Source organism: Streptomyces sp. NPDC050433 (genome assembly GCF_044458565.1).
Classification (GTDB): Bacteria; Actinomycetota; Actinomycetes; order Streptomycetales; family Streptomycetaceae; genus Streptomyces.
In genome coordinates this window covers 50,788-64,516 of sequence record NZ_JBITIB010000029.1, presented here as the reverse complement: position 1 = coordinate 64,516, position 13,729 = coordinate 50,788, and the positions used below count along the sequence as shown (strand labels likewise).

At 71.7% G+C, this 13,729-nt stretch carries 8 protein-coding genes; 2 read left to right on the top strand and 6 right to left on the bottom strand.

Going from position 1 to position 13,729, the window contains the following annotated elements:
• Positions 1–14 precede the first annotated feature (14 nt).
• Positions 15–1,364 (bottom strand): cytochrome P450, encoded by a 1,350-nt coding sequence (locus ACIBLA_RS29540; protein ID WP_399200385.1) that lies wholly within the window; start codon positions 1,362–1,364, stop codon positions 15–17.
• Positions 1,365–1,956: 592 nt separating this feature from the next.
• Between ACIBLA_RS29540 and ACIBLA_RS29535 the strand changes: the two genes are divergently transcribed.
• Positions 1,957–3,972 carry a M4 family metallopeptidase gene (locus tag ACIBLA_RS29535; RefSeq protein WP_363243304.1) on the top strand — a complete coding sequence of 672 codons (2,016 nt, stop codon included), beginning with the start codon at positions 1,957–1,959 and terminating at the stop codon, positions 3,970–3,972.
• Positions 3,973–4,407: 435 nt separating this feature from the next.
• Here the strand turns inward: ACIBLA_RS29535 and ACIBLA_RS29530 are convergent, their stop codons facing one another.
• Entirely contained in the window at positions 4,408–5,052 is a 645-nt protein-coding gene (locus tag ACIBLA_RS29530; protein WP_363243305.1) for a hypothetical protein, read from the bottom strand.
• Positions 5,053–5,250: 198 nt separating this feature from the next.
• Here ACIBLA_RS29530 and ACIBLA_RS29525 point away from each other — a divergent pair, with 198 nt between their 5' ends.
• Complete coding sequence (locus ACIBLA_RS29525) at positions 5,251–6,735, top strand: helix-turn-helix transcriptional regulator (RefSeq protein WP_363243306.1); 1,485 nt, start codon at positions 5,251–5,253, stop codon at positions 6,733–6,735.
• A gap of 48 nt (positions 6,736–6,783) precedes the next feature.
• Here ACIBLA_RS29525 and ACIBLA_RS29520 read toward each other — a convergent pair whose 3' ends face one another.
• The 4 genes from ACIBLA_RS29520 to ACIBLA_RS29505 all read right to left on the bottom strand — a co-directional run bounded on the left by ACIBLA_RS29520 (position 6,784) and on the right by ACIBLA_RS29505 (position 13,556).
• Entirely contained in the window at positions 6,784–8,025 is a 1,242-nt protein-coding gene (locus ACIBLA_RS29520) for an alginate lyase family protein (protein WP_363243307.1), read from the bottom strand.
• A 243-nt stretch (positions 8,026–8,268) separates the two neighbouring features.
• Complete coding sequence (glgP, locus tag ACIBLA_RS29515) at positions 8,269–10,866, bottom strand: alpha-glucan family phosphorylase (protein ID WP_363243308.1); 2,598 nt, start codon at positions 10,864–10,866, stop codon at positions 8,269–8,271.
• A 204-nt stretch (positions 10,867–11,070) separates the two neighbouring features.
• A complete protein-coding gene (locus ACIBLA_RS29510; RefSeq protein WP_399200384.1) occupies positions 11,071–12,369 on the bottom strand; it encodes a flavin-dependent oxidoreductase in 1,299 nt (432 codons plus the stop codon).
• On the bottom strand, positions 12,366–13,556 hold the full coding sequence (locus tag ACIBLA_RS29505; RefSeq protein WP_399200383.1) for a monodechloroaminopyrrolnitrin synthase PrnB family protein: 1,191 nt from the start codon (positions 13,554–13,556) through the stop codon (positions 12,366–12,368). Before ACIBLA_RS29505 ends, ACIBLA_RS29510 begins: the two co-directional genes overlap by 4 nt.
• Positions 13,557–13,729: the final 173 nt, after the last annotated feature.

Below are 13,729 nucleotides of genomic sequence, written 5' to 3'. Positions count from 1 at the left end.
CGACCGGGCCCGCCTCAGGTGCGTGGCGGCGCCAGGGTCGCGGGGGTGGGGCCGGCGGGGCGGACCGTGAGGCCGTAGGTCGCCTTCGTCGGGGTGGCGGAGAAGGTCAAGGTGTGGACGGGCAGCAGGTGTTCGAGGAGGACGGTCGATTCGCGGAGCGCGAATTGCAGGCCGAGGCAGGCGCGGGGACCGATGCCGAAGGGGAAGTAGGCGCCCGGATGGGTGGGCCGGCCCTCTGGGGCGGTGAAGCGGCCGGGGTTGAAGTGCTCCGGGTCCGGCCACAGTTCGGGGTCGCGGTGTGTGAGGTACGGGCAGACCAGGATGTCGGTGCCCGCCCCGACGGTGTAGCCGGTCAGGGTGTCGTCCTCGGTGGCGTGACGGGGCAGGATCCAGGCGGACGGGTAGAGCCGGAGTGTCTCGTGGACCAGGGCCTGGACGGCCTGGCGGCGTTGCGCGGAGCCTTCGCCACCCGCGGCGAGGGCCTGTTCGCGGGCGGCGGGGTGCCGGTCGAGGAGCAGATGGAGCCAGGTCAGGGTGGTGGCCGTGGTCTCGTGCCCGGCCGCGAGCAGGGTGACCAGCTCGTCGCGGATCAGCCGGTCGGTGTACTCGGGGCGCTCGGTGGCGGCGTCGGTCAGCACGTGCAGAAGGCCGGGGCCGTCGGGCCCGGACGCCCCGGCGCGGGCGGCGTCGACGGCGTGCCGGACGACCGCGTCGATCCGGGCGAGGTCGGCGGCGACGGCGACATGAGCGTCGGTGACATCGGCGGGCAGGGTCGGAAGGGCGGTCGCGACGGCGGCCACGGCGTCCAGTTCGTGCTCGGTGCCGTCGTCCAGGGGGTGACCGGTGAGCGAGCGCCAGATGGCGTCCAGGGCGAAGCGGCGCATCTCCCGTGCGACGTCGAAGGTCTGCCCGGTACGGGCGTACCCGCTCCAGCGCTCGGCGGTGGTCCGGGCGGCCCCGGTGATCCGGTGTTCGTAGCGGCGCATACCGGGGCCGGTGAACTGGGACTGCAACAGGCGGCGTTGGGACTTCCACGCCTCACCGGTGGCGGCGAGCACGCCGTCCCCGATCAGCAGACGGGCGCGGTGGGAGCGCTTGACGTACCGATCCGGGTGCTGGGCGAGGACGTGTTGGACCGCCCGCGGGTCGGTGACGAGAACCGTGGGATCCGGCCCGAGGCGGAAGGCCGCTACGCCGCCGAACCGCTCGCGCACCTGGGACAGCAGCTCGACCAGTTCACCTCCCCCGGACCGCCATCGCCGCACGAGTTCGGGTTCGGCTTCGGGGACCGGCCGTTCCGTGCGGGTCGCTTGCGCGGCGGAGCCGGGAGAGCCGGGAGAGCCGAGGGTGGCTTCGGAGTCCATGATTCTTCTCCTGGTCGACCGCTGTGCCTGGCCATGAGGAAGCTGTGACACAACGGACTGTACGGGAGCCGGTACACCAGGTGAGGTGCGCCGGACGGAAACGCGACGCACCCGTCGGTGGATGCGGCCCCACCAACGACGCGGAGCCTGCTTGAACAGGCCCGCCGACGGCCGGAATTGGACTTCGAGTGGATTGCCGTGACCTCCGGCCCAGGTCCTGGGAGCGCGAGTTCGACTTCGCGGTGGTGACCGGACACGCGTTCCTCGACGAGGCGGGCCGACCGTCGTCGGGCGTTACGGCGACCGGGGCCGGGGGCCGCTGACGGACGCGAGTCCGGAGATCATCACGGGCGCCCGGCGTCGCCCGCGTAACACCACCGCAACAGCGCCGCGAATTTCGCTTAACGAACACGGCACTTCGCGCAGCGGACGATTTCCGGCCAAGTTATTGACGCGCCCCTGACAGAGAGGCGGGATTCCTGCGACTCTTCCTCCGTTCTGAGCACCGCAGCCCGTGTTCCGCCTTGCTCCTGCACTGTCCGGGCCGCCCACCCGAGCGTGGTCCGGTACCCCCATCGCAGAAGGAGTTCGCGTGAGACCCACGCCCAGCCGCCGCATCACCGCGACCGGCGCTCTGATCGCTGTCACAGCCCTTCTCGCCGTCGGAGTCCAGGCCGGCACCGCCGCCGCCGCGCCCGACTCGGCACCCGCCGCGCCGGTCGCCGGCAAGGCCGACCCCGGCGCACTCCCCAAGTCCCTCTCCCCCGCCCAGCGCGCCGAACTGATACGCGAGGCCGACGCCACCAAGGCGGCGACGGCCGCCGAACTCGGCCTCGGCGCCAAGGAGAAGCTCGTCGTACGCGACGTCGTCCAGGACCGTGACGGCACCACGCACACCCGCTACGAGCGCACCTACGCCGGCCTCCCCGTCCTCGGCGGTGACCTCGTCGTCGCCGCCACGAAGGCGGGCGTCACCGAGGCGGTCACCAAGGCCTCCAAGGCGGCCCTCAAGTCCGTCGAGACCAACGCCGACGTGCCGGCCGCCACCGCGGAGAGGCAGGCCCTGTCCGCCGCGAAGGCCGAGGGCTCGACGAAGGCCGCGGCCGAGCGCGCGCCGCGCAAGGTCGTCTGGATGGCGGACGGCAAGCCGACCCTCGCGTACGAGACGGTCGTCGGCGGCATCCAGGAGGGCGGCACCCCGAACGAGCTGCATGTGGTCACCGACGCCGCCACCGGCGAGAAGCTCTACGAGTGGCAGGCCGTCCACGAGGGCACGGGCAACACCCAGTACAGCGGACAGGTCACCCTGGGCACCGCCCCCTCGTACACGCTGACCGACACCGGTCGCGGCAACCACAAGACGTACAACCTGAACCGCGGCACCTCGGGCACCGGCACCCTCTTCTCGGGCCCGGACGACATCTGGGGCAACGGCACCACCTCCGACGCGGAGACGGCCGGCGCCGACGCGCACTTCGGCGCCGCGCTCACCTGGGACTACTTCAAGAACGTGCACGGCCGCTCCGGCATCAGGGGCGACGGCGTCGGCGCGTACTCACGCGTGCACTACGGCAACAACTACGTCAACGCTTTCTGGCAGGACAGCTGCTTCTGCATGACGTACGGCGACGGCGCGGGCAACGCGAGGCCGCTGACCTCCATCGACGTGGCCGCGCACGAGATGTCGCACGGCGTCACCTCCAACACCGCGGGCCTCGTCTACAGCGGCGAGTCCGGCGGCCTCAACGAGGCCACCTCCGACATCTTCGCCGCGGCCGTCGAGTTCAGCGCCAACAACGCCCAGGACGTGGGCGACTACATGGTCGGCGAGAAGATCAACATCAACGGCAACGGCACCCCGCTGCGGTACATGGACAAGCCGAGCAAGGACGGCGCGTCCAAGGACTACTGGTACTCGGGCATCGGCAGCGTCGACGTCCACTACTCGTCGGGCCCGGCGAACCACTTCTTCTACCTGCTCTCCGAGGGCAGCGGCGCCAAGACCATCAACGGCGTCAGCTACGACTCCCCGACGTCCGACGGGCTGCCGGTGACCGGCATCGGCCGGGCGAAGGCCGAGCAGATCTGGTTCAAGGCCCTCACCACGAAGTTCAACTCCACCACGAACTACGCGGCGGCCCGTACCGGCACCCTCGCGGTCGCCGGTGAGCTGTACGGCACGACGAGCGCCGAGTACAAGTCGGTCGCCGACGCGTGGGCCGGCATCAACGTCGGCTCCCGCCCCGGCGGCAGCGGCGGCACGGTCTTCGAGAACACCGCGGCCGTCGCGATCCCGGACAACGGCGCGGCGGTCACCTCGACCGTCAACGTCACCGGCCGCACGGGCAACGCGCCCGCCGCCCTCCCGGTCGGCGTGGACATCACGCACACCTGGCGCGGTGACCTGGTGGTCGACCTGGTCGCCCCGGACGGGACGGTCTACCCGCTGAAGGCCGCGAGCAGCGGCGACTCGGCGGACAACGTCGTGGAGACGTACACCGTGAACGCCTCGTCGGAGGTGGCCAACGGCGCCTGGAAATTGCGGGTCCAGGATGTCGCGGCACAGGACACGGGTCGTATCAACAGCGTGAAGCTCACGTTCCCTTGAGCATCATGCTGAATCACTGAATCACTGATCACTGAAGCGCGACGGCACCGCCGACGCGTCGCACCGACGACGAAGGCCGCCCGGATCCTCACGGACCCGGGCGGCTCGGTTTCGCAGGGTGAATTCCCCGCGTCGCAGGGTGAATTCCCGGCCCAACCCCCTCGAAGGCGCGCCCGAAGGGGTGGGCCGGGATCCGACCGGTGTGGAACTCCCGCGCGCACTCCCGGTCATGAAGTGCCCCGCGCTGTCCGTCCACCGGCCCTGTGTCACAGACGACCGGCTCGCGGTCCGGAGGATCGTGGTCATCGCGGCTGTGAGGAGACCCACCGTCGCCGACCACGCCGCGACGGCTCCCCCGCTCCTTCACTGCCACCAATCCTCCGGCCCGAGCGCCGCTTCCCCCGTCGCCCGCGCCCTCCACCTCGGCGTCAGCTCCTAACGGAGCTTGTTCACAGCCGTGGTGGTGGTCTTCTTGAACGCCTCGACCGGAGCACCGCCCAGATTCCCGATCTGGTTCCACGCGACGAACGTGACGGTGTCGCCGTCCCGGCCGATGCCCAGCAGATGCACGCCGGGACCGGAGTCCGGCTGGGAGACGCCGACGCCGATGACACGGGCGCCCTCCTCGACGGCGATCCTGCCGTAGTCGTCCCAGGAGGCCGTGCCGCCGGGAGTGGCGCGCAGCCAGTCGGCGGCGCAGGCCGCCACGGCCGCCTCCGCCGAAGCGGCCAGCCTCTTGGCCGCCGCGTCGCTCGCCGCCCGCACGCTCACCTGCATGGCGCCGGTGTCGAGGTCGGTGTTGAACTGCCGGTGCCAGGTCGTGCCCTCGGCGGGCAGCACCTTGTCGAGGCAGAACGGCGCCGTCTCCGGTGCGCCGGCCGTCACCGCGCCCGCCATCCAGAAGTTGCCCGCGGCCTGCGGCATGTCCTTCGCCGCGAGAAAACCGGGCGTGGCCGCCTTCGGCGCGGCCTGGACACTGCCGGACATGGCGAGTGCGAGAGCGCCGGCGAGCGCGGCGGTCGCCGCGGCGGCGCGTCTGCGCCGGGACGTGCCGTTTGCCGTGTTCGTGCCTGTGGTCATGGGTGCGTTCCCCCTGGTCTTGCTGTTCGCACCGGCTTGATCGGCCGGTGATCCCAGACTGGGCGGTGACTCGATCCGACGGCAACAACCCACGTGAATCACGGAACGCCTGGAACGCGTACGCGTACGCTGGCCTGGCGAAACAACAAGCGCCTGGAATGACCGCGGAACGGCGCGCAGGCGGTAGGGGGACGTGCAATGGGCCGGTCGGAGAAGATCCCGGCGGAGACCGCGGAGTTCGCGAGTCGTCTGCGCGCGCTGAAGGAGAGAACCGACCGCAGTTACGGATCGCTCGCCACCCAACTCCACCTCGGCGCCTCGACCCTGCACCGCTACTGCCACGGACACGCGCTGCCCGTCGAGTACGCCCCCGTGGAGCGGCTGGCCAAGGTCGTCGGCGCGACGGCGGCCGAGCGCGTGGAGCTGCACCGGCTGTGGCTGCGGGCGCACGCGGCACGTACGGAGGCCGGTGAAGGGGCGGACAGGGGCGAGGAGGCGGACGGAGCCACGGCCGAGGTCGCCGAGCAGGCGCTCGTACGTGAGCGCGAGGCCGTACGCGAACCAGCGCCGGTACCTGAGCCAGTGCCCGTACCCGAGCCGGACGCCGCACCTGAGGCCAATGCCGTACCTGAGCCGGAGGCCGTACGCGACCCCGACCCGCCACCCCCCGCCGCCACGGCACCGCCCCTGTCCCGCCCCCGTGCGTCACGGCTGCGCCGGCGCCAGATCGTCGGCGCCGCGCTCGCCGTCGTCACGGTCCTCGGCGGCACCGTCGTCGTCGCGGCCGACCTCGGGAGCCCCGACCCGCTGAGCGACAAGAGCGGTGAGCGTCTCGCCGATCTCGGCCCGGACGGACCGGTGGATCCGTCGGCACCGTCCGCCCGGTCGAGCGCCCCGTCGGCGAAGGGCAGCCCTTCCGCGTCGAGCGGTGGCCCGAAGGCGTCGCCGTCCGGGTCCGCCGGTTCCGGCAACACCGGGGGCGGCAACGGTGCCGGTGAGGGGGGCGGTGCCGGCGGCGGCGCCCGGACCGATAACAATGAGTCCGAGTCCGGGTCGGGCAAGACCAAACCGCTGGTGTGGACCGCGGACAGCCACAAGTGGAAGCTGGACTGCGGCCACAAGTATCTGATCAACCGCGCTCCGTCCGCCGTACCGCCACCGCCCAACTCCCAGGACGCGCGGCAGTGGGCGACGGCGCTCGACGCGGTGCACGGCGACTCGTCGATCACTCAGGCCACGCTGCGCTCGGCGAAGGGCGAAGGGCCCGTCGTCGTCCAGGAGTTGTTCGTCCGGGTGGTGGGGCGGCGGGCGCCGATCAACTGGAACGCGTACGAGATGAGCAACGGCTGCGGCGGCTCGATCACCCCGGCCGTTTTCGCCGTCGACCTGGACGCGTCGCGGCCGGTCGTGCGGCCCGTCGACGGCGGCAGCGAGCAGGGGCCGCTGCCCGCGCCCCGGCTTCCCTATCAGGTGACGTCGAGCGAACCGCTCGTCCTGAAGGTCGAGGCGAGCACCAACGGCTGTGACTGCGACTGGTATCTGGAGGTGCGCTGGTCGGCCGGGGAACGTACGGGCATCGCGCGCATCGATGACGGCGGACGGCCGTTCCGTACGAGCGCGTCGGCCGCCGACGGGGTGTACGGGCACGACTACGAGAGCGGGAAATGGGTGCTGGGTCACTGACGATCCGACGGACCGTCAGTAACCCAGCGGGCTCCACGGGTTACGCGTTCACGCTGGGTTGTTCGCGTGCGTCAGCGTCTCCCAGGCGACGAACAGGTTGTTCGTGCCCTGGGGGCGCATCCGCTCCGTGTACTGCTGGGTGTTCGTCATGGCGTTGCCCAGCCGGTTGCCCAGCGCGTTGAACGCGACCTCGCTGATCGGTCCGAGGTTGTCCTTCAGGGTGCCGCCGCACAGATTGCCGGGGACGGGCTCGCCGTTCTGGTACTTGGTGTGCAGCCCGAACGCGTGCCGCAGCCGGTCGCCGACCTCCGGGTAGAGGTCCTGGCCCTGGATGCGGCTGGTCTCGGCGACGTGCGAGATGGCGGAGAGGCCGTAGCCGGTGTGGGTCAGGTCGCGGCAGGTCTCCTGTGCGAGGCCCTGCATGAAGGTGGACTGGTTGTGCCAGTAGCCGATGATCTCGTCGCGGGTGTCGAGACCGCTGCCGGGCACCGTCCTGGGCAGCGCCCCGTCGGAGGGCAGATAGATGAACGCGGGGACACGGTTGCGGAAGCGGCCCACCGTCTTGTCGTAGGCGCCCTTGTCCTCCAGGTGGACCGCGATGCCGATCGCGGCCTCGTTCATGCTCAACTCCCAGTTGCCGTTGGAGTTGGAGCCGTTGATGATCTCCGGCAGATACACGTCGCGCAACATGGTGGAGAAGCGGGCGGAGTTGGGCCAGCCGCTGTAGGTGTACTTGATGATCTCGGCGGCCTTCGGCCACGACGATCCGGCCCACGCGGTCTGGAGCGGCGCGTTGCTGTTCGTGTGGTCGCGGATCGTGTTGGACCAGGCGTCCATCAGCTCGATGGACTTCTTGGCGTAGCGGTCGTCCCGGTTGATGTACCAGGCGAGCGCGGTGGTGTACGCGGCTATCGCGTCCTCGCGCTCGTCCGTGCAGCCGTTGTTCGGGTTGGAGTACGAGCCGCACTCCACGATCGCGCGGGGCTTGGGCGTCCGGGACAGGGAGGCGTACTTGCTCCCCATCATCTGGTCGTAGGCGGCCTTCCACGGCTGTGCGTTGGCCTGCACCTTGCCGCGCACGAAGTCGAGCTGCGCGCGGCTGACGCCGACGCCGGGGTGGGTGAAGACCGCGGGGGCGGCGACGGCCGACGCCGGGAGGGTCTTGGAGGTGGCGGCCGGTGGATCCGCCGGCCGGTCGCCGGCCGAGGCGGGGGCCAGGAAGACCGCGCCGATCAGACCGGCGAGCGCGGCGGACAGGCCGAGGACTCTGGGGATGACTCCGGGGCGCATGGGGTGCCTTCCGGTTGGGGGGTGTTCCTCAACTCCACCGAACAGCACGCCAGTTCATTCACATGAACAATGGGCGGAGTTGTGAATGTTTGTCGAGTGAGGAACTTAAGGCCATCTCATGAACACGTCAAGGTCTGGACCAATAGGCTTCGTCCGGACACGCCGAAGGGCCCGGCGGAACGTGTCAACGTGTCCGCCAGGCCCTTCGACGACTGATCCCGCGACCGATCCCACGGCTGAACCTCAGCGCAACAACACGCCCGCGCCCTCCCCCGTCCCCTCCGTCGGCAGCGCGACCAGACCGAGATCCGCCGCCGCGAGCATCGGGTGCGTGGGCAGGATCCGTACGGTGTAGCCGAACGGCCCCGTACGGTCCAGGGCCAGCGGGCCCTCGTACACCCAACGGCCCGCCCGGTCGGGTCCGCCCGCCGGTTTCAGCGGGAAGATCTGCGCGTCGGCGATCGTGTCGTCGGCGCCCACCCGGCCCGCGACGGCCTGCACCTCCACGTCGTCGGGCCGCAGTTGGCCGAGGGTGACGCGCACCGTCAGCGCGAGGGTCGAGCCCAGCTCCGCGCTGCCGCCCGGCGTGGTCGCCGACACGGCCTCCACATGGTCGACGGCCACCTCCGGCCAGGCGGCCCTGACCTGGTTCTTCCAGTCGGCCAACTCCCGTGCCGTCGCGGCGTCCAGCGCGCGGTGGGCGTGGGCCGCAGGCGCGTACAGCCGCTCCACGTACTCACGCACCATGCGGTCGGCGAGCACCTTCGGACCGAGCGAGGTCATCGTGCGGCGGACCATCTCGATCCAGCGGCCGGGCAAGGCGGTGGGGCCCGCGGACGCGGCGGCGGTCTCCGTACGGTCGTAGAAACGGGGTGCGACGCGGTCCTCGATCAGCGCGTAGAGGGCGTTCGCCTCCAGGGTGTCGCGCCGGTCCTCGTCGGCCGCCGATCCGTCCGCCGTCGGGATGGCCCAGCCGAAGTCCGGCTCGAACCATTCGTCCCACCAGCCGTCCAGCACCGACAGGTTGAGGCAGCCGTTGAGCGCGGCCTTCATCCCGCTCGTACCGCACGCCTCCAGCGGACGCAGCGGATTGTTGAGCCAGACGTCGCAGCCCGGATAGAGCTTCTGCGCCATCGCCATCCCGTAGTCGGGCAGGAAGACGATGCGGTGGCGCACACGCCGGTCGTCGGCGAACCTCACCAGCTCCTGCACGAGCCGCTTGCCGCCGTCGTCCGCCGGGTGCGCCTTGCCCGCGACGACGATCTGGATCGGCCGCTCGGGGTGGAGCAGCAGCTCCGTCAGACGCTCGCGGTCGCGCAGCATCAGCGTGAGGCGCTTGTACGAGGGGACGCGCCGGGCGAAGCCGATGGTCAGGATGTCGGGGTCGAGGACCCCGTCGATCCAGCCCAGTTCGGCGTCGGCCGCGCCGCGCTGGTGCCAGGACGCGCGCAGCCGGTCCCGTACCTCGTACACCAACTGCTCGCGCAGGGCGCGCCGTACGCCCCAGAGGTCGGCGTCCGGGACATCGGTCGCCCCGCCGTCGCCCAGCGCCGCGATCTCGGGCGCGACCCAGGTCGGCGCGTGCACGCCGTTGGTCACCGAGGTGATCGGTACGTCCTGCGGGTCGAAGCCCGGCCAGAGCCCGGCGAACATCTGCCGGCTGACGGCGCCGTGCAGGGTGGAGACGCCGTTGGCGCGCTGGGCGAGCCGCAGGCCCATGGCGGCCATGTTGAAGAGGTTCGGCTCGCCGCCGGGGAAGGTCTCCCGGCCCAGGCGCAGGATCTGGTCGGTGGAGACGCCGGGCAGTTCGCCGTCGTCGCCGAAGTGGCGTGCGACGAGCTCGCGGTCGAACCGGTCGATGCCGGCGGGCACGGGGGTGTGGGTGGTGAACACGGTGCCGCCCCTCACGGCCTCCAGCGCGGTGTCGAACCCGAGCCCCGTTTCGCTGAGTTCACGGATACGTTCCAGGCCCTGGAAGCCGGCGTGGCCCTCGTTCGTGTGGAAGACCTCGGGCTCGAGGTGGCCGGTGATGCGGCAGTACGCCCGGACGGCGCGGACGCCGCCGATGCCGAGCAGCATCTCCTGGAGCAGCCGGTGCTCGCTGCCGCCGCCGTAGAGACGGTCGGTCACCTCGCGCTCGGTCGGCCCGTTGTCCTCTATGTCCGAGTCGAGCAGCAGGAGCGGTACGCGGCCGACGCGCGCCTGCCAGACACACGCGCGCAGCGACCGGCCGCCGGGCAGCGTGAGCGCGACCCGGCTGGGTCTGCCGTCCTCCTCCCTGAGGAGGCTGAGCGGCAGCTCGTTCGGATCGAGGACGGGGTAGTGCTCCTGCTGCCAGCCGTCGCGGGACAGGGACTGCCGGAAGTAGCCGTGCCGGTAGAGCAGCCCGACACCGATGAGCGGTACGCCGAGGTCGCTGGCGGCCTTGAGGTGGTCGCCGGCGAGGATGCCGAGGCCGCCGGAGTACTGGGGCAGGGCGGCGGTGACGCCGAACTCGGGCGAGAAGTACGCGACGGCCTCGGGCAGCTCGGCCCCCTGGCCGCTCTTTTCCTGATACCAGCGGCTGCCGCGCAGATACTCGTCGAGCCCGGCGGCGACGGCGGCCAGCCGGCCGAGGAAAACCCGGTCGCCGGCCAGCTCCGCCAGCCGTGTGGCGGATACGGCTCCGAGCAGCCGCACCGGGTCACGCCCGGCGGCGGCCCAGCCGCCGGGGTCGACGGACTCGAAGAGTTCACGGGTCTCGGGGTGCCAGGACCAGCGCAGATTGCGCGCGAGGCCGCTGAGTGGTCGCAGAGGTTCGGGCAGGACGGGGCGCACGGTGAATCGACGGATTGCCTTCACGTGTTCCACCTTCGCAGGGGATATCCGGACGGACGGACCGCACCACGCTGTGCATCCCGCCATCACCCTGACGCTATCGCCCGGCCGCCCGCACCATCGACGGCGCACGAGCGCACACGAGGGGGGCGCACCGCGCCGGGGCGGGCCGCGCCGGGGTGCTGCCATCGGGGTGCGGCCATCGGTGCGGGGCCGTCGGTGCGGCCGTCACCTCCGGGCGGGCTCGGGTACCTCGTACGGGGAGCCCGCGTTCACCGCCTGCGGGTCGAAGGCGCCCGTCGCCGCGTACCGCGACGCTATCTCCGCCAGTTCGGCCGGCGGGATCACGTCGGCGATGTCCGTGAAGCCGCCGGGGGCGCGCGCGTGGGCCAGGCTGATGACGACCTCCGGGCCAAGCTGCCGGTTGGCGAGTTGCAGCTCCGTCATGGCGGGGCGGCGCTCCCCCTCGTACGCCTCCAGGGCCTGCGAACGGTCGGGGTGCGTCGCCATGGCGTGCGCCAGCGCACGCGCGTCGACGATCGACTGCGTCGCGCCGTTCGAACCGATCGGGTACATCGCGTGGGCCGCGTCGCCGATCAGGGTCGTACGGCCATGGGTCCAGCGCGCCAGCGGTTCGCGGTCCACCATCGGGTACTCGAACGCGCGGTCCGCCGCGGCCAGCACCTCGGGGACGCTGACGCCGTCGAACTCCCAGCCCGCGTAGTGGTGGGCGAACTTCGCGACCGGCACCGGCCGGTTCCAGTCGCCGCGCGAGGCGCCGGTGATCTCCGTCGCGGGCATCGCCAGCGCCCAGTTGACCAGTACGTGGCGGTCATCGCCGCCGCATCCGGTCGGGTGCGTCATCGGGTAGACGACCGCCTTCTGCCGGTCGTCGCCCGCGATGAACATGAATGTGGCCGCGCGGTGCGCGGGGACGGGCGAGACTCCGCGCCAGACGAGCATGCCGTTCCACGGCGGCTCGCCCTCGTCGGGGTTGAGCGCGGCCCGGACCGCCGACCGGATGCCGTCCGCGCCGATGAGCACGTCGGGCTCCATGGACGCGCCGCCGCCCCGGCCCCGCCCGTCGCGGTGCGCGAGCAGGACGCGCGCGCGGCCGTCCGGCGAGGTCTCCAGGCCGCCGACCCGGACTCCGGCGACCACCGCGTCGCTGCCGAGCCGGTCGCGTACCGCGTCGGCGAGCACGCGTTGCAGATCGCCCCGGTGGATGGAGAGTTGGGGCCACAGATAGCCGGCCGCCAGGCCGCGCGGCTCGCGGGAGATCAGCCCGCCGCCGCGGTGGTAGTAGCGCAGTTCCCCGGTGCGTACGGCGCACTCGTCGAGGCGGCTGAGCAGTCCGAGCGCGTCGAGTTCGCGTACGGCGTTGGGCATGATGTTCAGCCCCGCGCCGAGCGGCTGGATCTCCCGTGCGGCCTCGACGACGGTGATCCGGTCGAATCCGGCGGCGTGCAGGGAGAGGGCCGCGGTGAGACCGGCGATGCCGCCGCCCGCGATCATGATGTGGCTCATGGGGTGTATCTCTTTTCGCGAAGCGATGAGGTGGCGGACGCGGGCACGGGCGCCGACGCGGAGGCCGCGACCCCCGGCGCGTGCATGCGTACGTTGGCGTGCCGCACCAACGTCTCGTTGTCCCGCGTCAGATCCAGCACCGACCGCAGTAGCGCGATCGGCGCGCCGCCGCTCCCCGCCTCGTACAGCCGCAGGTCGTCGCTGTAGGCCTTGCGCGCGATGCCGATGTGCCGGGCCCGGAACGTCTTGAGTATGCGCAGCACCCGCGCCAGCGACACCGCCGACGCGGCCAGTCCCGGCGGCAGCCGTGGCGTCGACTCCCAGCTGATCGCGGCGGACAGCTTGCTCACGGCGGAGGTCGAACCGCGGTGCGCCGCGTGGAAGGCCCGCCACGACGGCAGGCTGTAGAGCACCGACTCGTCGAGGAACGCGTCGTACTCCGGACTGCTCCGGTCGCTCTGCCACAGCGTCAGATCGACCAGCCAGAGCGGCACCTGCGCCGCCGCCGGGCCCAGATAGTCGCGGCCCGCGACGTCGATCTCCTCGAAGTACGGACGGAGCCCGCGTGCGAAGAACTCGGGCGAGACCTCCGCGACGGTGAAGTCGATGGAGTCGACCATGGCCTGGACGTGCTGCCCGGTGCGGTCGAGCGCGTCGGCGAAGCGGGGGTCGTACGGTTCGAGGCCCGCCAGCTCCGTGCAGGTGTCGAGCGCGGCGACGAGCGCGGGGAAGACCATCCGTACGGCGTTCTGGAGGTGCCCCTCCATCGGGTCGCCGGTGTACATGCGCTGGCGGGCGCCGAGCGGATTCCACGTCGTGTAGTGGTGCACGGTGTCGCGCGGCACCATGTCGGTGCGGTGGCCCAACTGCCGAAGTACCGGCAGGGCTTCGGGGACGGCGGCGAGCGGTTGGACGCCGTGCCGCTTCAGCGAGCCGAGGAGCAGACCGAGGTCGCGTACGGCGGCGAGCGCGTCGACCACGCCCAGCGAGGCGGTGCGGTCGGGATCGGGGACGAGCGAGCGCAGGGCGACGGTGAGCGCGGGGATGTCCGCGTCCCTGTTCATCGCCGGTACGGCGGCGAGTATCGCGTCGGCGCCCAGCGGATCGGCGGCGCGTATGCCGGCTATGCGGTAGCGCGGTTCGCAGCGCGCCTCGATCGCGGGCGCGACAAGGTCGTACAACGTCATGGAAGTGCCCCCCTCGGGCGTGGGTCGGGTGGGTGGTGGGACACGGGACGGGCGGCGTCGAGCCGGCACCGCCGGTCGCGCTCGATCACGCGGCCCCGGCCGGCCGGCTGCTCCGTTGCCCCGCCGCGGCGATCCCCCCTCGGTCCTGCCGGACCTGGACCGTTCGACCGGGC

Bases quoted from the DNA above. Each gene is read 5' to 3' on its own strand.
- ACIBLA_RS29525 (WP_363243306.1), top strand. From the start codon at position 5,251: ATGGGCCGGTCGGAGAAGATCCCGGCGGAGACCGCGGAGTTCGCGAGT.
- ACIBLA_RS29520 (WP_363243307.1), bottom strand. From the start codon at position 8,025: ATGCGCCCCGGAGTCATCCCCAGAGTCCTCGGCCTGTCCGCCGCGCTC.
- ACIBLA_RS29505 (WP_399200383.1), bottom strand. From the start codon at position 13,556: ATGACGTTGTACGACCTTGTCGCGCCCGCGATCGAGGCGCGCTGCGAA.
- ACIBLA_RS29510 (WP_399200384.1), bottom strand. From the start codon at position 12,369: ATGAGCCACATCATGATCGCGGGCGGCGGCATCGCCGGTCTCACCGCG.
- ACIBLA_RS29530 (WP_363243305.1), bottom strand. From the start codon at position 5,052: ATGACCACAGGCACGAACACGGCAAACGGCACGTCCCGGCGCAGACGC.
- ACIBLA_RS29540 (WP_399200385.1), bottom strand. From the start codon at position 1,364: ATGGACTCCGAAGCCACCCTCGGCTCTCCCGGCTCTCCCGGCTCCGCC.